The sequence below is a fragment of the Sorangium sp. So ce426 genome, from assembly GCF_051475585.1.
In the GTDB taxonomy this organism is placed as follows: Bacteria; Myxococcota_A; Polyangia; order Polyangiales; family Polyangiaceae; genus Sorangium; species Sorangium cellulosum_B.
In genome coordinates, this window is sequence record NZ_CP150341.1 from 4,334,713 (window position 1) to 4,355,689 (window position 20,977).

Consider the following 20,977-nt stretch of genomic DNA (forward strand, 5'->3'; position numbering starts at 1 on the left):
CTCTCGGCAACACGAGTCTGACAAAGGGAACCGATCGAGTTGCGCGAAACCTCATCCCGGGGACGCGAGGCGAACTGGAGGACAGAAGCAATGCACGGAGCGTATGAAGCTTTCAAAGAGGGTGGGTGGGGTATGTGGCCCATCCTGTTCTGGTCGATCCTCACGATCGGCATCATCGTCGAACGCGCCCTCTACCTGTTCGGCTCGTCCATCAACAAGGACGTCTTTCTCGCCACCATGCAGAAGTGCATCCTGGCGGGTGACGTTGCCAAGGCCGTGAAGATGTGTTCGGCGGCGAACGCCCCGCTCGCCCGCATCGTCCAGGCCGGCCTTGTCAAGGTGAACCGTCCCGACGAGGAGGTCCAGGCGGCGATGGACGAGGCGGCTCTCCGCGAGCTGCCGAAGATCTCGGCGCGCACCTCGTACCTCGCGCTGCTCGCGAACCTCGCGATGCTCTCCGGCCTCCTCGGGACGGTGACGGGCCTCATCAAGTCGTTCGGCTCCGTCGCCGGCGAGTCGGTCGACCCCAGCCAGAAGGCCCGCGTGCTCGCGCTCGGGATCTCCGAGGCCATGAACTGCACCGCCTTCGGCCTCGGCGTGGCCATCATCGGCCTCATCGGCTTCGCCGTGCTGAACGGCAAGACGCAGCACATCGAGGACGACATCAACGAGGCGTCGGTGCAGATCCTCAACCTCGTCGTCGCGAACCGTCAGAAGGTGAATGTCGCAGCAGTAGGTCAGGCGGCTGCCTGATGGTCCTCGGCGGGCCCGGGTCGTCGAGCGCCCTCCGCGCGCGATGCTGCCTGGGCCCGCTTTCGCGCCTCGAAGCCCCGGACGGCGGCTTCCGCCGCCGGGGCCCCGGGAACTTCGGAAGAGCGACGAAGTCAGACCCAGCATGGTGGCCCACCGCGAGCTGCGGGCAGGGCGTTCCCCGGAACAACTTGGATAGGTGAGCTCAGGCTCACGTTGGGAAGGCAATATGGGCGGCGTAGACGTCGGCGACGGTGGCGGCAAGAAGCGGTCGACGAACAGCGATATCAACATGATCCCGTTCATCGACCTGCTGATGGTCACGATTGCATTCCTGTTGATCACGGCGGTCTGGGTCACCAACTCGCGCATGAACGCGGACGCCCAGGTCCCTGGCCCTCCGGACCCGAACAAGGAGCTCACCCCGCAGACGCCGGAGAAGGTGCTGAACCTGCACATCGGCGAGAGCGAGTTCGGGCTCGTGTGGAAGCAGGGCGCGACGGTGGTCAACGAGGTCAAGGTGAACAAGTCGCCCGTCGAGATCGGCGACGCGAGCTCGAAGATCGTCCGCTACCCCGAGCTGGCGAAGCGGATCGAGGAGGAGTGGAAGACCCACGGCGGCCACCGGGATCCGAGCGACAAGAAGCTCGACCAGGCCATCCTCCACACCGACAACCGGACGCCCTTCAAGGAGATCGTCGCGGTGCTCGACGCGCTCTACGCGCCCAAGCGCGAGATGCGGCTGCCCGATGGGAACAAGCAGGTCCCCGTGTTCAACATGACGTTCTCGGTCCGCTGAGGCAGGAGCGCGCACATGGATAGGTTCAATCCGAAGCACCACAAGAACCCGCACGCCCACGTGATCCACCAGCCGGGCCGCCGGCTGATGAAGGGCGTGCCGCTCCGGTTCGTGTGGAACAAGGTGTCCGGACACGGGGCTCGCAGCCCGAACGCGGGGCTCAACCTCGTGAGCTTCATCGACTTCCTCGTCGTGACCGTGATCTTCCTCCTGATGTCCTTCTCGGCGTCAGGCGAGATCGCCGTCGACAAGAACGTCAAGCTCCCGAAGGCGGAGAACGTCGAGGACGTCATCGACGCGCCGATGGTCGCCGTGAACGGCAACCAGATCCTCGTCGACGGCGCCCTGGCCGGATCGACCCGCGCGATCGAGGAGCTCGGGCGGCTTCAGAAGATCGACGAGCTCTTCAACCTGCTCAAGAACAAGCGCGAGCTGTGGAAGCAGGTGCAGCCGAACAAGCCGTTCCCCGGCGTGTGCATCCTCCAGGTCGATCAGAACGTGCCCGCGCTGGTCGTGAAGAGCGTGTTCCAGACCGCGGCGTTCGCCGGTTACCCGAACGTCAGCTTCATGGTCAGCAAGCTCCCGAAGTCGCAGTGATCCCCGCTTCTTGACCTATCGAGCACAGAAGGATGGGGCACGCCGGGCGACCCCCGGCGGCCTCGGTCACCATGGAACGTGGTGGCTCCAGCGGCGCGCTCGGCGCGGCCTTCGCCTCCACGCGGCTCGCGTGGAGGAGGCTGCCTTGCTCGGGTGATCGGGCTGGGGCCTCCTGCGTGGAGCCTCCGCTATGTCCTCTGAACAGCCGCCCCGCGAGCGCGGCCTGCCGTCGGTCTACAAGGCGCGCGAGGCGCGCTCCAAGATGCGCTGGCCCCCGGCGAAGTTCTGGGGTTACACGGCCCTCGTCCTGGCGGTCTCGGCGATCCTCCACTGGAAGTGGTCGCAGGGGCAGATGGAGAGCGCGCGCCAGAAGCTGATGGCGCGCCAGCGCGCGGTCGCCGTCGAGCTCGGCCCGCGCTGGTTCCCCATGCGCGAGCGCGTGGAGGGCTGGACCCTCGATCTTGCGCGGAGCGCCGGCGCCGATCTCGTGGATCGGGAGGCGCTCAGAACGTGGAATTTCCGCGAGCTTGCGGGCATTTACCTGCGCCTCCGGGTAGACGAGGCCACGGGCGTCGACGCCGTCCGGAAGAACGCGCAGCAGTCGCTCCGCGACGCGTTCACCGCGTGTCTCTTGCGTGTGCCGAACCCGAACCCGCTGGCCGGCGCGGAGTGCAAGCGCACGCGGGACTGCCCCGCGGGCGAGTACTGCAACGAGGCCGAGCGCTGCTCCAGGCCCGCGCAGCCCTTCAACCTGCGCGTCGCCTACCGGACGATGCACGTCCTCTCGGACGAGTGGGTGCGTGACGCACAGGATGCCTCGAGCGAGCTCCGCTTGCGGCTGCTGGAGTCCAGCTTCGAGGACACGATGCGCGACGATGTTCCGCTCGCGGCGGAGCTCCTCACGCGGGCGCAGTATTACCTCCTCGTCCTCGACGAGCCGGCCGAGGGAGCGGCGAGCACCGAGGCGTTGCTCGGGGTGCCGCACATGGCGCGGGTCGGGGTGTGGCGGCTGTCGGACGGCAAGCCCATCCTGCGGGTGCGCCGCGAAGCGAGCGGCAATCTCATCGGCGGGACGCCCTCGGTCGAGGGGAGCGTGCTCGACGCACGGCAGCGGCAGGCGAACAGCTGCGCGCTCGCGCTCGCGGTGCGCGAGGCGATGGGCGACACCACGGCCGCGGTCACCGAGCCGCAGTGAGGGCGCGCCGCCTCTGCGGCGGGCGGTGCCGCTCATCGCGCCTGCGCGCGTGAGCTCGCCTCGTGGCCCGCGCCGCCGCGTGAGCTCACGCGCGCTGCCGCGCCGCGGCGCGCGCCGCCGCGTCAGCGCACACGCGCGCCTCCGAGGAAGTCTCGCGCGACGATGTGCAAGTCCGTGAGGTTGTGACCTGTCGGGCCCGTCTCGACGCGCGTGCCGAGCGCGCGGTGAACGACGGCGTCGTCGAAGCGCGCGAGCGCGGAGTCGATCGTGCGCTCGTCCATCGCGGCGGCTGCCGCGCGGGCGACGGCCGCTCCCGCCGCGCCGGAGCTGCCGTCGACGCCGTCGGAGGCCGCGCAGAGGAGCGCGACGTCCGGCGGCAAGCCGCGCAGGGCGGCGAGCGCGATCCATCCTGCGCGGCCGCCGGCGCCGCGGTGGGCCGACAGCGCGAGCGTCGGTTCGCACGGGATCACGGCCGCTTCGCCGGGAGCGAGGGTGCGCGCGAGCGCGAGGCGACGCTCCACGATCGCGCGCGCGTCGCCGTCCTCGGCGGGGGCGGCGGTGGCGCGGAGGCCTGCCCTGTCGGCGAGGGCCGCCGCCACGCGCTCCGCGAGCTCGTCCGGATCGGCGAGCACGCGCGCTTCCAGGCGCCGCGCGTCCGCTGGCTTCAGCGACTCGCTGAACGCGGGCGCGAGCCGCGCGAACCGAGGGGCCCAGCGATCGAGCGCGGCGAGCGCCTCGTCCACGCGCGTCGGGTCCGGGACGGTGGGGCCCGAGCCGACGTCGTGCGGGAGTCCACCCACGACGTCGCTCATGAGCAGCGTCAGCACGCGCGCCGGGGCCGCCGCCGCGAGCCGCCCGCCCTTGATCCGCGACAGGTGGCGGCGAACGAGGTTGACGTCCTGGATCGGCGCGCCTGCTTCCAGGAGCTCGGCGACGACGGCCTGCTTGTCCGCGAGGGACACGCCCGGAGGCGGCGCGGCGAGCAGCGCCGAGGCGCCGCCGGAGAGGAGGGCGATCAACAGATCCTCGGGCCCGAGCGCGGCCGCGATGGCGAGGGCCGCCTCGGCCGCGTCCACGCTGCGCGCGTCGGGGATGGGGTGCGCCGCGCGCATCACGCGCAGCGGGCACAGCGCGGCCTCCTCGGGGTCGGCCAGCGATGCCGTCTCACCGCGCGCGGCGAGCGCCGGGGCCGCGACGGTGATGACGAGCCCTCCGGCGATCCTGTCACCCCAGCGGCGGAGCGCCCCCTGGGCCATGCCGGGCGCCGCCTTCCCCGCCGCGATCACGAACACGCGGCCGCGGTGCGCTCCGGCCTCGGCGTCGAGCGCGCGCTCGACGAGCCGAGCTGGGTCGAGCTCTGACAGCCCGGCGCGGAACGCGGCCACCAGCGCCGCGCGCAGCTCGTCGAGCGCGGCGCTCAGCGGGTCCTCGCGCCGACCACGCCGCGCTGCGCCGCCCCCTGGGCGGGGGCGCGGTCGCCTGCGTCGACGAGGTGCGCGCGGAGGACGTGATGCCAGCCGAGCGTGACCGAGAGGAGCGCCCGCTGCGCGTCGCGCGGGCCGTCGTCGCCCGAGAGCTCCGGCCCGCGAAAGCGGAGCGCGCCCCGCAGGCCGAGGAACGGGCCCGTGGCGTCTCCCAGGAGCGGCACGTCGAGCGACAGCGAGAGCTCCAGCCCGGGCTCCGCGGCGAGCCCGGCTCCGGGCGGCGCTTCCCAGAACGAGCCGACGCCGAGCGCAACGGAGTCGATGAAGAGGTCGAGCCAGGGGGCGCTGCGCTCGAGATCGCTCGCATAGCGGGCGAGGAAGAGCGGCTGGATGAAGACGCCGCCCGCGATCGAGCGCGCGACGGGCGCTCCCTCTGCGCCGAGCGCGTCGGTGTAGTGCGCGTACACGCCGGCGGTCGAGAGGTACACAGCGGCGCCGCGCGCGCAGAGCGCCGGACCGCCGTCCGCGAACGAGGCGCCCGCGCCCGCGCGCAGATCGAGGTCTCCGTCCAGCCGGCCGTACGCGCCGTCGCCTTCCGCGTGCGCCGTGGACGCCGCCGCGAGCACCGCGAGCGCTGCGACGCTGGCGAGCGCTCTGGCGATGGCGCGGCGCGTGGGCTCGGACGATCCACGGGCTGCCTTGTCCCTGGTGGTCATCAGCGTATCAGCGCCTCCCGCACCGTATCCCGCAGCTCGGGCGCGAAGAGGATCCGGGTGCGTGTCATCGTCTCGTTGCGCAGCCGATCCAGCAAGAAGGACACCTCGGCGGGGCGTCGCGGGCGCCCTTTGGAGTAGACGACCATGAGCGACGCGTCCTCGGCGTAGGGCGTGTCCTCGGCGACGTCGACGCCGACGTACACCTCCGGGTCGAGCCCGGCGCTCTGCGCGATCTCGCGCACGGTCTCGAGCGCCGACGCGCGCCGGGCGTCGCGCTCGGCCGGCGACTCGCCGGGCTCCGGGAACAGCTCGACCGACTTGAAGAGCGAGCGTACGCGCAGGCGGCGGGCGAGATCGGACAGCACGGGATCGGGCGCCGCTTCCCAGGCGTGGATGGCCCCGAGCAGGACCTGATCGTCGAGCTCGAGGTACTGCGCCAGGGTGGGCATCTCGCCGACGGCCATCGCGGCGACGGCCGTGGGGACCTCGGGGATCCGGTCCCCGGCGGCGAGGCGGGTGACGACGCGCCGGAGGATGGCGCCGATCATCCACTCCGCGCTGCGCGTCGTCTTGTGGAAATAGACCTGCTGAAACATGAAGAAGCGGGCGAGCAGGAACGACTCTATCGCGCTCATCCCCTTCGTCCCGTCGATGGCGAGCGCGGGCGCTGGCGGGGCAGACGCGGCGCCGCCGCCGGGCATCTCCACCTGGACGTCGCTGAACCTGAGGCTGCGGAGCAGCCATGGCAGGTCGTACTCGCCGTACCTGACGCCCGTCGCGTGCGCGTCGCGGAGCAGGTAGTCGCAGCGATCGACGTCGAAGGTGCCGCTCACCGCCTTGGCGAGGTACGGCAGCTCGTGCCGCCCGCCGATGAGGTCGGCGACCCGCCGCGGGAGGTAGGGATCCTGGCGCACGAGCACCTGGTGCACGTCCGAGGACGGGTCGAGCAGGATGCGCTCGGTCCAGCGCTCGTGGTGGAGCGCCCCCGGCATGGCCTCCTCGAAGAGGTGCGACAGCGGGCCGTGGCCGAGATCGTGCAGGAACGCTGCGGCGATCGCGTCGCGCGCGCGGTCGCTGGTCACTCTCTGCCAGAACGGAAGGTCGCGATCGATTTGGCGGAGCCTCGCGATCAGGAGGCGCATCACGTGGGCGGCCCCGAGCGCGTGCGAGAAGCGGGTGTGCTCGGCGCCCGGGAAGGCGAGCGACGTCAGCCCGAGCTGACGGATGCGCCGCAGCCGCTGCACCTCGCTAGCGCCGAGCAAGCGCGGAACGATGGCCGCTTCGCCGCTCTCGAACTCGATCAAGCCGTGGACTGGGTCGCGCAGAATCAAGATGGGTCTCCACTCGACGCCATGGGCGCAAACGGCGCCGAGTCACTCAGGAGTCGCCTGATGGCGTCGATCTGCGGGCGTGCGCGCGGGGGGGAGGGCTCATTGCTTCGGGCGTGCGGCGTGGAGCACAGCATGGTGCGCCTCGAACAGGGGCGGGAAATCAAGGAGGTATGCGACGTTCCCACGTGGGCCCGCGGGAAGGCAAGCGCGGCTCGTCGCCGAGCCTTCCTCGTGAGCGATCCAGCGAACCGGTCGGCTCCGCCGGACGAGGACGGCAGGCGCGCGGCATCGGGGCGGCATGAGCGTGGCGTGCGACGGAATCCACGCGGCGGGGCCAGCCACGCCGAGGCGGAATCGCGGGGCGGACGTCGCGCGGCCGACGTCGCGGACGTCGCCAAGGTCGAGCGAGGGGCAAATCGTGTCGAGCGTCGCGTGAGGCGAAGGCGCGCGTGGCGCACCACGGCACCGCGAACGCTGTCCCGCGGCCGCCTGCGATTGCGTACGAGCGCGTGTGATTGCGTGCGGTTGCGTGCGGTTGCGTGCGGTCGCGGTACACGAGACGAGCGCGCGAGATGCGCGGCTGAGATGCCTGAGGCGAATCGGGCGAACAGCGCGTGACCCTGCGAGGAACGTGCGAGGAACGCGCGAGGAACGTGCGAGGAACGCGCGACGACGACGTGAACCACAGCGGGGTGAAGCGGGGTGAACAGACGCGAACAGACGCGAACGGACGTGAACAGACGCGAACAGACGAAGAACAGACGAAAAGGAGGCGCCGCGATGCCCAGCGAGCGAAATTGCGATCGGAGAAAATTGTGTTCGGAGGAGGAAAGTGCTCGATTTCTTGAAGCTGGACGAGCATCCTGGTGTACGGTAGGAGGCTGACTATTCCGTTGGTTAACGCGGGTCATCGGATATCCGGGAGATCAAGTCGAGCGCATGACCACGACCAACGGACGGCAGTCAGGGCGGGAGCATCCTGCAGATGAGGAGCAAGGTCGGGTGACACGCGAATCGGGAGGCATGGCGAGCAGTGATGATGCTGAGCTCGACGAGTCGCCGAGGCGGCTCGACGCCATCCTCCGCGCCCTCCCAGAGTCGGAGCTCAAGGGCCTCATCACACGCATGGGGATCCGCATCGACGCCGCGAAGCGCATCGACGCGCCTTCTCAGGCGGCGCGGGCGCTGGTCGGCCTCCCCGACGTGCGCGACCCGTCGCGGCTCCCGACCGCCAGCCGCGAGCTGCTCCATCGCATCGCCGAGGCGGGCGGCGTGCTCGTCGTCCCCTCGCTCCCGGCCGGCCTCGAGCCGCTCATCGCCCGTGGCGTCGTCTACGCGCGCAAGACCGACGAGGGCATCGAGCTCGTGCTCCCGGCGGCGTTCCTCGTCCAGCTGAAGAGCTGGGAGAGCGAGGACCCCCGGGCGATCAGGGCGCTGCTCGCGCAGGCGCCCTTCGAGACGATGAGCGCGATCGCGACGCACTACCTCGGCCGCCCGGCCACGCCGCCCATCGCGCTGTCCCTCGAGAACGCGTGGGAGACGCTGAGCGATCCGGAGCGGCTCCGCGAGGAGATCGATCGCCTCGCGCCCGTCGAGCGCCGCCTGCTCGAGTCCATCGAGGCCGTCGGCGGCGAGGTGGACACGCAGGAGCTCCTCGATCTGGAGCGGGAGCCGATGCGCCTGCGCAGCGCGAGCGGGGTGACGGCGAGCCGCCGCGGCGCGGGCTTCGCGCTCGAGCGCCGCGCCTTCCTCATCCCGATCCATCCGAACCGGCACGTCGTGCCGACCGAGGTGGCCGCCATCGTCGGCGCGGATCGCCGCCGGATGCGCGAGAAGCGGCGCGAGCAGATCCGGTCGTTCGTCCTGGAGGAAGATCACGCCCCGCGGCGCGCTCGCTTCGCCTCGGATCCCGGGATGCTCGCGCTGGCGCTCGCGTACTGCGTGCGCGAGCCCGGCAGCGACGTGCGCCCCGGCGTCGGGACGCCGCGCTCGCTGCTCGTCCGGCTCGCGCAGCGCTTCGGGCGGGACGTCGAGGGCGTCGCGCTCGTCGCGGCGCTGTCGCGCGCCGTCGGGCTCTGGGACGCATCGGCGGCGTCGCCGGCGACGCCGCCCGGCTCGCTCCAGGTGCAGGAGCTGACGCCGCTCCTGTTCACGACGTGGCGCCGCGGCGGCGCGTGGGATGAAGCGCGCGCCGAGCGGGAGGTGCTCCGGGTCGCGTCGGACAACCGCGACGCGAGCCCCATCGGCGCGCTCCGCGAGATGGTGCTCGACGCGCTGCACGACCTCGGCGAGGGCCGCTGGGTCCCCTGGCAGTCGCTGCAGGGCTACCTGGCGGCGGACGAGCGCATCGCCGGGGTCGAGCGGCTGGTCCGTCGCTGGGCCGAGCGCGCCTCGGTCGAGGCGCCGGAGGTCCCCGACATCACGCGGCGGATCGCGCTGGAGTCGCTGCCGGCGCTCGGGATCATCGATCTCGGCGGGGCCGAGGACGTGGCCAGCGCGGAGCTGGCGCTCCGGCTGACGCCGCGCGGGCGGGCGCTCCTCGCGGGCTCCGCGCCGAGCTCGGACAACAGCAAGAGCAAGTTCGTCGAGGCGCACGCGCTGCGCGTCGGCCTGAGCGCCAAGGTCGCTGCCGTGCTCGGGCTCTCGTCGTTCGCCGAGATCGGCCGCGTCGGCGATCAGGTCGATCTCCTGCTCACGCCGCCGTCGATCGCGCGCGCGCTGTCGGTGGGCCTCGACAGCGACGCCCTGCGCTCTCGCATCGAGGCGGTCGCGCCGCTGCCGGACACCATCTCGCGCATGCTCATCCAGGCGAGCGTCGTCATCGGCAAGGCGAGCTTCGTCGGCGCCTCCGGCTTCCTCTGGATCGAGGATCCCGAGATCCGCGAGCTGCTCCGCACGCGGAGGCCGGCGGCCGAGATGTTCGTCGATCCGTCACCCCCCTCGGGCTTGCTGATCGAGGCGGGGGTCGATCTGGAGCGGCTCATCCGTCGCTGCCGCGCGCTCGGCGTCGAGATCGAGGCCGATCTCGGCAACCTCAAGGCGACGCGGCAAACCCCGGCGCACGGCACCGAGGGACCGCACCGGACCTCCTCGACGGCGAACATGCGCCGATCACGGACTCCGCCGGCGCGCACCCGTTGAGCCCGCTGTCAACCGGCATCGAGAGGCCACGAGCGCGGGCGGACCGCTGAGCCGAACCTGAAGGAACGGCCTTTCGGTCATCGGCGCTCACAAACGGACCGCAGGGGCGCGTCGTGCGCGGTGCGTGAGGCGCGCAGGCTGGCCCTGGGCTGCGCTTGGTTCCGCCTGTTCCGCGCCCGGGTCCCACCTGGGAGGTGGTTTTTCGCAGCTCTTTGCATTCCTGCGGCGTGAGGGGAATCGCTTCGGAGAAGCGCGACGTGTATACCTTAGCTCGATGGCGCCCTCCTCTGGTGAGCCGGACTCGACCGAAGGAGAAGTCTCGGTCGGCCCGGAGACGGCTGCGTTTCCGCTCGGCCCGGGGGAACCGAAGGCTGACAACGTCTACACGATTGCGCCTGGCACCGTCATTGCGCGCAAGTACCGCGTCGAGCGCACGATCGGCCGTGGGGGCATGGGCCTCGTGGTCGAGGCGCTGCACCTCGATCTCGATACGCGTGTCGCCATCAAGTTCCTGCTCCCGGAGTTCATGTCGTACACCGAGGCGTCGGAGCGGTTCATGCGCGAGGCGCGTACGGTCGCCAAGCTGCAGACGCCCCACGTCGTGCGCGTGCTCGACGTGGCCGCCCTCGACAGCGGCGAGCCGTACATGGTGATGGAGCTGCTCGACGGCGTGGACCTCGCGGGCCACGCCGCCGAGGCGGGCACGCTCGCGATCGGCGAGTGCATCGATCACATCGTCCAGGCGTGCGAGGCGCTCGCGGAGGCGCACGCGCTCGGGATCGTCCACCGCGATCTGAAGCCGGCGAACCTGTTCCTGACGAAGCGCCCGGACGGCGCGCCGCACATCAAGGTGCTCGACTTCGGCGTCTCGAAGATCCTCACCGGCGACACGGGCAACGTCTCGCTCACGCAGACGACCACGATCCTCGGATCCGCGCTGTACATGTCCCCTGAGCAGATGCGCTCCTCGAAGAGCGTCGATCCTCGCACCGACATCTACGCGCTCGGCGTGTGCCTCTTCGAGATCATCGGCGGCAGGCCGCCGTACGTCGCCGACAGCTTCCCCGAGCTGTGCGCGAAGATCTACACATCGCCGCCCGAGGCGCTCCAGGACCTCCGCCCCGAGGTGCCGGAGGGCCTCGTCGAGGTGATCGAGAAGTCGATCGCGCGCGAGCCGGAGGATCGCTTCCAGTCGATCGCGGAGTTCGTTCAGGCGCTCGCGCCGTACGCCGCGCCGAGCACGCGCACGACCATCGGCGCGATCCTTCGCCAGCACGCCGTGGAGCTCGACTTGCCTCCGCCGGCCTCGCGGACGGCCATGACGCGGACGTCGCGCGCCTCGCGCGCGAGCAGCGGCGGGCCGTCGGTGAGCGACAGGGGCGCGCGCACGGGCAACTCGGCGCCTCCGGTGGAGGAAGAGGCCCCGCGCCGCGGGCGCACGCTGCTCTACGTGGGGGTCGGGGCCGTCGCCGTCCTCGTGGGCGCGTGGGGCGCGCTCCAGTTTCAGCGCAGCCGGTTCGCCGTGGGAGGGAGCGAGGCGACCGCTCCGGCGGGCGCGCCTTCGTCAGGCGACACAGCGGCTCCCGGCGCGCCGGCAGCGACGGCGCCTCAGGCGCCAGACACGGCCTCCGCGATCCCGACGGTCGCTGCCCCTGCGGCCACCGCGGCGGCCGCTGACGCTGACGCTGGCGCGAGCGCGGCGAGCGCGAGCGAGGTGGACGCAGGCGCATCGGACGCGGGCGCCAGCTCGACCGAGACAGCGGCGGACGCGGGGAGCGGGCCGTCCGCAGCGGGGACGACGTCGCCGAGCGCCAGCGCTGGCAAGCCGCCGCGCGCCGGCGCGGGCGGGCGAGGGCGCACGCGCCCCACGGAAGCTGGGGGAGCTGCCGTGGATGCGCCGGCGCAGCCGCGCACCGTCACGCCGACCGTGAACGACGATCTCTCGCTGGAGACATGCACCGCCACGATGCCGGACGGCTCCAAGAAGGTCGTCCCCTGCAAGTGACGCGCGCCGGGCTGCCCGTGTGCGGCGGGGGCTCTCCGGTCACGACGGGATCGCGGCAGGATCGCCGAGGATCGCGCCGGTGAAGCTGGGGCGCAGGTAGAAGCCGCGCGGCAGCGCGGCGATCATCTCCCCGTCGCGCCCGAACGCGAGCGTCCGCGAGCGCCCGCTCGCGGCCTTCGGCCGCACCTGGAGCCAGCGCCCCGCGTGCGCGGTGAGCGCCTCGACGGCGCCGATGCCGATGAGCCCCATCAGGTCCTCGAAATCGGCGCGCAGGACGCGCTCCTGCGCGTCCGTCGGCCGCCAGAGCCGCGGGGCGCCCAGCCGTCGCTCCTCGCTCGGCCGGCCCGGAGCGGCGATGATCGGGACCCAGAGCACACAGGCGAGCTTCGCGCGAGCGCGCGACGTCTCCCACTCCGCACGATCGGCGTCCGCCAGCGAGATCGAGCAGACGAACGTCGACTCCTGCGGCGCCCCGGTGACCTCGACGGGGATCGTCTTGAGCTCGATCCCGAGGTGGGGAAAATCGGGCCTCGACGTCGAGCCGGCCGTCGCGCCGAGCGCGCGCTCGACGAGCGCGCCGGCGGCGCCCTTCGTGCGCACGCCGCCTCGGGGCACGGCGCAACCGAGCGCGCGTGCGAGATCGGCGAGCGTCAGGCCGGCGAGCGCGGCCGCCCGGCACCGGAGCTCGGCCTCGTCGTGAGGCGGTTGCAGCGCAGAGATCAACGACGCCGCCCTTAGAGCATCGCGGGGCGCGACTCCAGCGCTCAGCCGCGATCGAGAAAGGTTGGCCGCCGGGGTGCGCCGGGACGTCGATGGGGATCGAGCAGCGCTGACCCGGGGGCCATGGCGGCCTGATACGCGGCCCCCCCGAACGCGCCGCCGAGAAACAACCTACTGCTTAAATCCTTCTTTGAGCCGACAGGATTCAGAGGAAAAACGCATCAGGAATTTCCTGTATGGACTTTCCGAGGTCCACCGATGCTGGGCCTGGCAGCCCGCTCGTCGTCGAGCGGCCATCTCAGGTCAGCGAGCTGGCCGGTGATCCGCAGCAGCATTTCCCTCAGGGAGGAGGCGGTCGCGCGATCGTTCGGGTTGTGTCGTAAACATGCATACATGAACGCCGCGATGTCCGCGGTCCTCGGATCGTCGGCCATGCGCTTGATCGGCGCGGGGAGCCCGTCGTGGGTGACGTGCGCGGTGATGAGCGCGACCTCGGTGGGCGCGTCGAACAGCGTCTTGCCGGTGAGGATCTCGTAGGCGACGCATCCGAAGCTGTAGACGTCGGCCGTGAGCGGGGTGGGCGTGACCCCGGCGGGGACGACGCCCCAGATCTCCGGGGCGCCGTAGCAACCAGTGGCGCAGCCAGGGCGGATGTGGCGGCCGGCGAGGCCGAAATCGACGAGCACGGGCTCGCGTCCCCCGCGCAGGATCACGTTCGTCGGCTTGATGTCGAGGTGCCCGACGCCGACGGCGTGCATGGCTTCCAGCCCGGCGAGGATGCCGTCGAGCAGCGCCACCGCGCTCCGCGAGGTGAGGCCTCGAGCGTCGAGCAGCTTGTCGCAGCGGATGCCCTCGATGAGCTCCATCACGAGGATCGGCTTGGGGCGCGCGCCCGCGTCGAACGTGACGAAGCGGGCGATGTTCGGGTGATCGGGCAGCGAGAGCAGCGCGCCCGCCTCCTCCCGAAACAGGCGGAGGAAGTCGGCCTCCGAGACGCTCCTGGCCGCCGTGTGATCGTACTCCGGCACCTTGAGGGCGAAGCGCTCCGCCGACGGATCGTGTCGCTCCTCGGTGCGGGTGACGACGAACACCGTCCCCAGCGAGCCGCCGCCGAGCTGGCGATGCACGTAGAAGCCGCCGAGCGTGCGCCGGCTCGGCAGCCACGCGGGCAGCGGCTGCTCGGGCAGGGCGACCCCGCTCGGCGCGCTCTGCCGCCGGACCGGGAGCAGCAGGACGCGCGGCACGACGAGGGCCACCACATCGGCGAGCGCGCTCGGGATGCTCGCGCGCGCGGCCGAGACGAGCGCTTCGATCGGCGCGGCGACGCTCGGCTCCGCGTCGCCTTCCTCCTGCTGCAGCGCGACCTCGATCGCGAGGCGCAGCGGCTCGGTCGCGCCGGAGGGCGCGGAGGCCGGGTGCTCCCCGCAGCGCCGGCGCGCGCCCGCGGTCAGCTGGGCGAGGCGCGTCAGGGCCTCCTCCAGGGCGGCGAGCGGCGAGGCGTCCGCGTCGCCGTCACCCGCGCCGGTCAGCGCGCTGAGCGCGCGGGCCGCGTTCATCGCGCCGAGCGCGCGCGCGAGGCGGGCGAGCGCGCCCCGCACGATCTCCGTGCGCTGCGACGCGCCCGCAGGGAGCGCCGTGACGAGCGCCTCGATGGCGGCGATGCGCTCGAGCGCCACGCGCGCGCGCTCGGCCTCGGCGAGCTCCGCGTCGAGGCCGGCTTGCCGGGTCGACCGGCGCGACGCCGCGGCGTCGCTCTCCGGCGCGCGCGCGCGCGCGCCGCCGTCGCGCCCGCCGCGCGCGAACCGCGCGTAGGCGCGCAGCAGCTGGGCGACGTCCGGGTGCATGCTCGCCTGGCCGAGCACGTCGAGGTCGTCGGGGTCGCCGCCGCGCATCGCCGCGTGCAAGAAGATGTCGGCCGCGTCGGCGGCGCCTTCGCGCACGAGCGCGTCGAGGCCGCGGGCGACCGAGGCGGCGATGGCGCGGCGGAGCGACGAGCCGCGCTCGGCGCGCAGCCGGTCGAGCAGCACGCCGATGGCGCCCGTCCAGCGGGCGAGCACCCGCGCCTTGAGCTCGGGCTCGCTGCCGAAGTCGGTGCTCTCGCCGTCGATCAGGTGGATGAGCGCGCGCAGGTTGCGCTGGTGCACGGTGACGTGCAGGGGCGGCGAGGCGCTCGCCCGGGCGGCGGGCCCCTCGGCGCGGAGCAGCCAGCGGGCCAGCCGCTCGTCGAGATCGTCGAGGGACGCGACCCCGGTCGCGTCCTCGCTCGGCCGCCGGTTCAGGAGCAGGAGGCTCTTCAGCAGGCCGGAGCCGAGCAGCTCGGCGTCCAGCTCGCGCACGAGCCCCACCGCGGCCCTGCGCGCCGCGGTGCTCTGCGCGTCGTCGTGCTCGCAGAGCTCGATCTCCTCGAGCGCGCCCACCACCTCGGTCGCGAGGGCGTACGCCTCGAGCGCGCGGCCGTGCGCGTCGCGCGGGCCGGTCTCGACGAACGCCGCGACGGCGCTGTCGAGCGCGCCGCGCAGCAGCGCCACCCCGGCGCTGTCCATCGAGAGGTCGCGGTGGATGACGCGCGCCAGCGCCGCGAGCCCGTCGTCGCGGACGTGCGCGCTGGGCGGGGCCTCGAGCGCGTCCTCGAGCGCGCGGGCGCAGCGCGCCGCGGCGCGGGCGCCGAGCGGCTCGCCGCGGCTCATCACGCCGCGCAGCTCGCGCCGGAGCTCGACGATCGCCTCGGCGGTCGCCATCGGGGACGTGCGCGCGATCTCGTCGAGCAGCGCGTCGGCGGCCTCGGGCTCCGCGTCGGCCGCGACGGGGAGCCCCCAGGCCATCGCGGTGGCGATGCCCGGGTCCGCGGCGAGCAGCGGGCTCCGGAGGAGATCGATCGCGCGTCCGAGCGCGCCGTCCGGATCCACGGCGATGCTCGCGGCCAGCGACGCCGCGCCGCGCCGCCACTCGGTGGGGGAGAGATCCTGGGCGAGCAGCGCGCGCACCTCCTCGGCGAAGTCGGGCAGCACCCCGGCGAGCAGCCCTCGCGCCGCGGCGACGTGGCGCCACACGAGCGGCTCGCGATCGGCGAGGAGCGTCTGCCAGGCGAGCGCGATCCCGTCGGCGCTGCGGTCGAGGTCGCGCCGCCGCCCGTCGCCGACGTTGCGGAACAGCCGGAGCGGGAGGTCGTCGCCCTGCGTGGCCCGGCGGGTCGCCTCGCGGGCGGCGCGCTCGAGCAGGCGCGCGGCGAGCCGTCGCTCCGGGAGCGAGCCGGTCGACGGCGCGGCGATCCAGTCGCGCGACAGCTCGCGCCGCGAGGCGAGCAGGAGCGCGAGCGGTTCGACCGGGATGTCCGTGCCGGCGGGGAGCCAGAGCGAGAGCATCACGCGGGCGCGGATCCCTGCCCCGGACAGGCCGCGGGCCGAGCCGGCCGCCATGCGCGTCGCGAGGGCGACGAACGTCGCTGCGTTGCCGGCGTAGAGCTGTCCCAGGACGCGCCTGCCCAGCTCGCGCCGCTCCGGCCCGAGCGGGAGCGCCCCGGCGATCTCGTAGAGCGCCACGCTCGCCGCGGCCGGCGCGAGCCAGCTCAGATCGTCGAGCAGCCCGTCGGCCATGGCGGTCTGGACGCTCCGGAGCAGGCCATCCGGGCTGAGGGAGTCGAGCGGGGTCGATCCATCGAGCGCATCGATCAGCGCCAGCGAGGCGATCGTCTGCCGGAAGAGCGCGCGCCGGACGTTCGGGTCGTCGTGGGACGTGAGGTCGACGAGCCCTTCGAGGTATTCCGCGCGCGGTCGCATCGGCAAGTTGCGCAGTCTAGCGCGCCGACGCGCCGGCCCCCCTCCCACGCCGCAGCAATCCTCGCCCGTCATGGAACCTCCCACCTCGATCTGGAAGCGCGTGCCGCTCCGCATGGCTCCGAGAGAGCTACCTCCCCCTACGATGATCGGACCGGCCGGAGGCGCGCCCCCGCCGCGCGCTCCGCCGCCTCGCCCCGGCGAGCACGACATGGCGGGGCGATGAACCAGCCCCGTTGATGCTCGATCTCGTGCAGCAGCCGGTCCTCTCGCGTCCGGCCGCCTGGGCCGTCGGCGCGCGCGTTGGGCAGATGGCAGAGCGCTCCAGGCCGCGCCGCGCGCGTCGAGGACGCAATCCGCGCATCCTGCGCAACGCACCGCACCCCACGGACCGACTGGGTGGAAGTGGGCATCGAAGTGGGTTAAGCGGCAGCGCGTGCGGGGCCTCGTCGCCCCGCGTGTTCGCCGCGCGATGCCGCGGCTGAAGAGCTGGAATGCGAGGAGACGTGGAACAGGGCTTCTCTCTCGACCTCGACGCGTTTCGCGCGGCGTACTCGCGCTTCCTCGCGCCGGCGGGGGACGCGGCGCCGCGCATCCTGCTCACAGGGCACTCGCACCAGGCCTGGCCGGATGTGGCGCGCGACGCGCTCGCCGCGTGCTTCGACGACGCCGCGCGGCTCGTCGACGGCAAGTGGGACGCCGCGGTGTTGCCGAGGCTCTCGACCGTCGGCGCGGCGATCCTGGAGCGGATGGGCTTCGAGCGCGGCGACGCCATCGCCTTCGGCCAGAACACCCACGAGCTCGTCTACCGGCTGATCACGTCGCTCCCTCGGCGCGAGCGGCTCCGGATCGTCACCACGCAGGGCGAGTTCCACTCGCTCAGGCGCCAGCTCGCCCGCCTCGCCGAGGAGGGCGTCGAGATCGACTGGGTGAGCGTCGAGCCGCGCCACGCGCTCGCCGACCGGCTGCTCGCCGCGCTCCGGCCGGGCACCTCGATGCTCGCGATCTCGGCCGTGCTCTTCGAGAGCGCGACGGTGGTGCCGCGGCTCGACGAGGTCGTCGCGCGCGCGGCCGAGATCGGCGCCGTCCCGCTCGTGGACGCCTACCACGCGTTCAACGTCGTCCCGCTCGCGTGGGGCAGCGCGGCGCCTCACGTCTTCGCGGTCGCGGGGGGCTACAAGTACGCGGCGATGGGCGAGGGGATCTGCTGGATGCGCGTCCCGCACGGCTGCGGGCTGCGCCCGGTCTTCACCGGTTGGTTCGCCGACTTCGGCTCGCTCGCGGGCAGCAGCGGCGGCGTCGCGTACGCGCCCGGGGGCGCGCGGTTCGCGGGCTCCACGTTCGACCCCTCCGCGCTCTACCGCGCCGCCGCGGTGATCGCGCACTGGGATCGCTTCGGCCTCACCGTCCCGCGGCTGCGCGCGATATCGCTCCGGCAGACCGGGCGCATCCTCCGTCTCCTCGACGCCGCGGGCCGCGGCGGCGACGTCGTCTCGCCCCGCGAGCCCGAGCGCCGGGGCGGCTTCGTCGCCGTGCGCTCAGCGCGAGCGGGCGACGTCGTGGAGCGCCTCCGCGCCCGGCGCGTGCTCGTCGACGCCCGGCGTGACGTGCTCCGCATCGGCCCCGCGCCGTACCTCACCGACGCCGAGATCGACCAGGGCGTCGCGGCCCTCGTCGAGGAGCTCGGTCGCTAGCGCGCTGGTGACGTTCTCGTCGGGACGCTCAGGGGTCGCTGTGGACGCGCGGCGCGTCGGGGTACAGCGACCGGAGCCCGCGCCAGGCGACGTCGGCCGCGCTCTCCGCGGGCTCGGCGAGATCCCACTCCAGGTAGAGCTTGTCGCCGTCGTAGCAACCGAAGCTCGTCGACAGGCAGAGCAGCGGCTCGCGCTCGGTGGCGTACCCCTCGCGCGCGACGTCGTGCCCGTAGATCGCCACGCGAGCGTCCGGGTCGATCGCGCGGAGGAAGGCATAGGCGCGCTCGCTCGAGGTGCTCCGCGCCCAGAGCAGCGCGCCGAGCGTCCCGTGCAGGCTCATCTCCGAGAGCGGCACGTCGAGGAACCCGTCGAGCGGGAGCCGATCGAGATCTTGCCGGCTCTGAATGCGGGCGTGCGGCGCCGCGTGCAGCATGACCAGCCGGGCCGCGCGCGCGGCCGCCACGAACGGCCACCCGCGGAACCAGCTTCGCATCGCCAGCGTGTCCTCCGGGCCGAGGAGGTCTTCGAGCCGCAGCGCCTCGTCCGGGAAGAATTTGGCCACCACCGGACCTCCCACGTGCGCGTGCTCGTGGTTTCCGAGCAGGTAGTGAACCCTCCCGGGGTGGCGTTCCGCGAGACTCCTCGCCTTTTTCAGCAAGGTCACGGAATCGCCCCGGTAGAACGAGCCCAGGTAGTCGGGCCATTCACCTTCGTCGAGCTCGGGCCCGTGGACCAGGTCGCCCGTGATCACGAGGACCGCGCCGTCACGGCCGGTCGCCGCCTGCTCGAAGATCTCGGCGATTCGCTCGAAATCCGCGACATTGCCCTGTAAATCGGTGGCGACGATGAGTCTGCCCCGATCAGGGAGGTCGACGACACGCTGCACGTCTCCAGCATAGCCGAACGTCCCTGCGTTCGCCTCGCGTGAACTGAGCCCATCCGACGCGTGAACGCCGGCTGGCTGCAACGCCACGCTCTCTGCCAGAACATCCAGATTTGGCGAAGTATTACAATAGTACTGTGACTTGGCGGAGGTTCTCGCTCAGGCTAGGCTCGCAGTCGTATGCAAAACCGGAAACTTTCAGCGTGGGTGGACGAGGTCGCCCATCAGACGCGGCCTGATCGGGTCGTTTTCTGTGACGGCTCCGAGGCGGAGAACCGAACGCTGATCCAGGGGATGCTGAGCGACGGGACGCTCCTCGCGCTCGACGGGGAGAGATACCCCAACTGCTATCTTCACCGGAGCGACCCGACCGACGTCGCCCGGACTGAGCACCTCACGTTCATCTGCACTCGCGACAAGGAAGACGCGGGCCCGACGAACAACTGGATGTCGCCGGACGAGGCCTCGCAGCGGGTCGGACGGCTGTTTGACGGGGCGATGAAGGGGCGGACGATGTTCGTCGTGCCGTACCTGATGGGCCCAGTGGGATCGCCCTCGGCGAAGGTTGGAATCGAGATCACCGACAGCCCTTATGTCGTGGCGAGCATGCGGATCATGACCCGTATGGGCCGGGTCGCGCTCGATGCGCTGGGCAGCTCCGACGACTTCTGCAGGGGGCTGCACTCGCTCGGGGACCTGAGCCCCGAGCGCCGCTTCGTCTGCCATTTCCCGGCGGAGCGGCTGATCTGGAGCGTCGGCTCCGGGTATGGGGGCAACGCGCTGCTCGGGAAGAAGTGTTTCGCGCTGCGCATCGCGAGCACGATGGCGCGCGACGAAGGGTGGTTGGCGGAGCACATGCTCATCCTCGGGCTGGAGGACCCGGAAGGGCGGGTGACGTACGTCTGCGCGGCGTTCCCGAGCGCCTGCGGGAAGACGAACCTCGCCATGCTCGTGCCGCCCGCGTCCCAGAAGGGGTGGAAGGTGTGGACCGTCGGCGACGACATCGCCTGGCTGCGGATCGGCCGGGATGGCCGGCTCTGGGCGATCAACCCCGAGGCGGGCTTCTTCGGCGTGGCGCCGGGGACGAGCTCGAGGACGAACCCGAACGCGCTGGCGACGCTGGCCCAGAACTCGATCTTCACGAACGTGGCGCTCACGCCGGAGGGGACGCCGTGGTGGGAAGGTTTCGACGGTCCGGTGCCGCCGGTGCTCACCGACTGGAGGGGACGCCGGTGGACCCCCGACAGCAAGGAGCCCGCGGCGCATCCCAACAGCCGGTTCACCGCGCCGGCCCGCCAGTGCCCGTCCATCTCGACGGAGTTCGACGCCGCAGCGGGCGTGCCCATCTCGGCCATCGTCTTCGGCGGACGGCGCGCGCGGCTCGCGCCGCTCGTCTGCGAGGCGCGCGGCTGGGCCCACGGCGTCTATCTGGGCGCGACGATGGCCTCGGAGACGACCGCGGCGGCCACCGGGAAGGTCGGGGTCGTCCGCCGCGACCCGATGGCGATGCGCCCGTTCTGCGGATACAACATGGGCGATTACTTCCGGCACTGGATCGAGCTCGGCGAGAACCGCGCGGCGTTCCCGAAGATCTTCCACGTGAACTGGTTCCGGCAGAGCGAGGCGGGCGCGCTCCTCTGGCCAGGCTTCGGCGAGAACCTCCGCGTCCTGCGCTGGATCGTCGCGCGTGTGCGCGGGGAGGCGAAGGGACACGACACCGCGGTCGGGATCATGCCCACGGACGGCGAGCTCGACACGAGCGGCCTCGGCGTGAACGACGAGGCGATGCGTGAGCTCTTCGCCATCGATCGCGACGCGTGGCTGGAGGAGGCGCGCGATCGCGAGGCGTTCCTGGAGTCGTTCGGCTCGCGCATGCCCGAGGCGCTGCTCCGGCAAAACCGGGATCTCATGGACCGGATCCGGGCGTGAGCTAGCGCCGTCGAGAGCGG

General features: G+C 72.3%; 14 protein-coding genes. 8 read left to right on the plus strand and 6 right to left on the minus strand.

What is annotated here, in order from left to right:
• Positions 1–132 precede the first annotated feature (132 nt).
• From WMF44_RS16195 to WMF44_RS16210, 4 genes are all read left to right on the plus strand, one after another.
• A complete protein-coding gene (locus WMF44_RS16195; protein WP_231864858.1) occupies positions 133–753 on the plus strand; it encodes a MotA/TolQ/ExbB proton channel family protein in 621 nt (206 codons plus the stop codon).
• Positions 754–979: 226 nt separating this feature from the next.
• A complete protein-coding gene (locus WMF44_RS16200) occupies positions 980–1,549 on the plus strand; it encodes an ExbD/TolR family protein (protein ID WP_437300011.1) in 570 nt (189 codons plus the stop codon).
• A gap of 15 nt (positions 1,550–1,564) precedes the next feature.
• The gene (locus WMF44_RS16205; RefSeq protein ID WP_020735583.1) at positions 1,565–2,146 is read left to right on the plus strand and encodes an ExbD/TolR family protein; all 582 of its coding nucleotides are present in this window, start codon (positions 1,565–1,567) and stop codon (positions 2,144–2,146) included.
• A 190-nt stretch (positions 2,147–2,336) separates the two neighbouring features.
• A complete protein-coding gene (locus tag WMF44_RS16210) occupies positions 2,337–3,341 on the plus strand; it encodes a hypothetical protein (RefSeq protein ID WP_437300012.1) in 1,005 nt (334 codons plus the stop codon).
• A gap of 122 nt (positions 3,342–3,463) precedes the next feature.
• Here the strand turns inward: WMF44_RS16210 and WMF44_RS16215 are convergent, their stop codons facing one another.
• The 3 genes from WMF44_RS16215 to WMF44_RS16225 are packed head-to-tail and all read right to left on the minus strand — an operon-like array spanning position 3,464 to position 6,812.
• Complete coding sequence (locus tag WMF44_RS16215; protein ID WP_437300013.1) at positions 3,464–4,726, minus strand: DUF4147 domain-containing protein; 1,263 nt, start codon at positions 4,724–4,726, stop codon at positions 3,464–3,466.
• 32 nt (positions 4,727–4,758) lie between these two features.
• Positions 4,759–5,481, minus strand: a complete 723-nt coding sequence (locus WMF44_RS16220; protein ID WP_437300014.1) for a hypothetical protein — start codon at positions 5,479–5,481, stop codon at positions 4,759–4,761.
• The gene (locus WMF44_RS16225; RefSeq protein ID WP_437300015.1) at positions 5,481–6,812 is read right to left on the minus strand and encodes an HD domain-containing protein; all 1,332 of its coding nucleotides are present in this window, start codon (positions 6,810–6,812) and stop codon (positions 5,481–5,483) included. Before WMF44_RS16225 ends, WMF44_RS16220 begins: the two co-directional genes overlap by 1 nt.
• 1,023 nt (positions 6,813–7,835) lie before the next feature.
• Here WMF44_RS16225 and WMF44_RS16230 point away from each other — a divergent pair.
• On the plus strand, positions 7,836–9,953 hold the full coding sequence (locus WMF44_RS16230) for a hypothetical protein (protein ID WP_044964985.1): 2,118 nt from the start codon (positions 7,836–7,838) through the stop codon (positions 9,951–9,953).
• A gap of 274 nt (positions 9,954–10,227) precedes the next feature.
• Positions 10,228–11,958: a serine/threonine-protein kinase gene (locus tag WMF44_RS16235; RefSeq protein ID WP_437300016.1), complete on the plus strand. Its 1,731-nt coding sequence runs from the start codon at positions 10,228–10,230 to the stop codon at positions 11,956–11,958.
• 39 nt (positions 11,959–11,997) lie between these two features.
• On the opposite strand, the gene mutH is transcribed toward WMF44_RS16235, so the two are convergent.
• Positions 11,998–12,681, minus strand: a complete 684-nt coding sequence (mutH, locus tag WMF44_RS16240) for a DNA mismatch repair endonuclease MutH (protein WP_437300017.1) — start codon at positions 12,679–12,681, stop codon at positions 11,998–12,000.
• A 218-nt stretch (positions 12,682–12,899) separates the two neighbouring features.
• Positions 12,900–16,454 carry a protein kinase domain-containing protein gene (locus WMF44_RS16245; RefSeq protein ID WP_437301568.1) on the minus strand — a complete coding sequence of 1,185 codons (3,555 nt, stop codon included), beginning with the start codon at positions 16,452–16,454 and terminating at the stop codon, positions 12,900–12,902.
• A 503-nt stretch (positions 16,455–16,957) separates the two neighbouring features.
• On the opposite strand from WMF44_RS16245, the gene WMF44_RS16250 reads away from it, so the two are divergent.
• Complete coding sequence (locus tag WMF44_RS16250) at positions 16,958–18,145, plus strand: kynureninase/PvdN C-terminal domain-containing protein (protein WP_437300018.1); 1,188 nt, start codon at positions 16,958–16,960, stop codon at positions 18,143–18,145.
• A 28-nt stretch (positions 18,146–18,173) separates the two neighbouring features.
• On the opposite strand, the gene WMF44_RS16255 is transcribed toward WMF44_RS16250, so the two are convergent.
• On the minus strand, positions 18,174–19,031 hold the full coding sequence (locus tag WMF44_RS16255; RefSeq protein ID WP_437300019.1) for a metallophosphoesterase: 858 nt from the start codon (positions 19,029–19,031) through the stop codon (positions 18,174–18,176).
• A gap of 177 nt (positions 19,032–19,208) precedes the next feature.
• On the opposite strand from WMF44_RS16255, the gene WMF44_RS16260 reads away from it, so the two are divergent.
• Positions 19,209–20,957, plus strand: coding sequence for a phosphoenolpyruvate carboxykinase (GTP) (locus WMF44_RS16260; RefSeq protein ID WP_437300020.1), 1,749 nt, complete (start codon positions 19,209–19,211; stop codon positions 20,955–20,957).
• Positions 20,958–20,977: the final 20 nt, after the last annotated feature.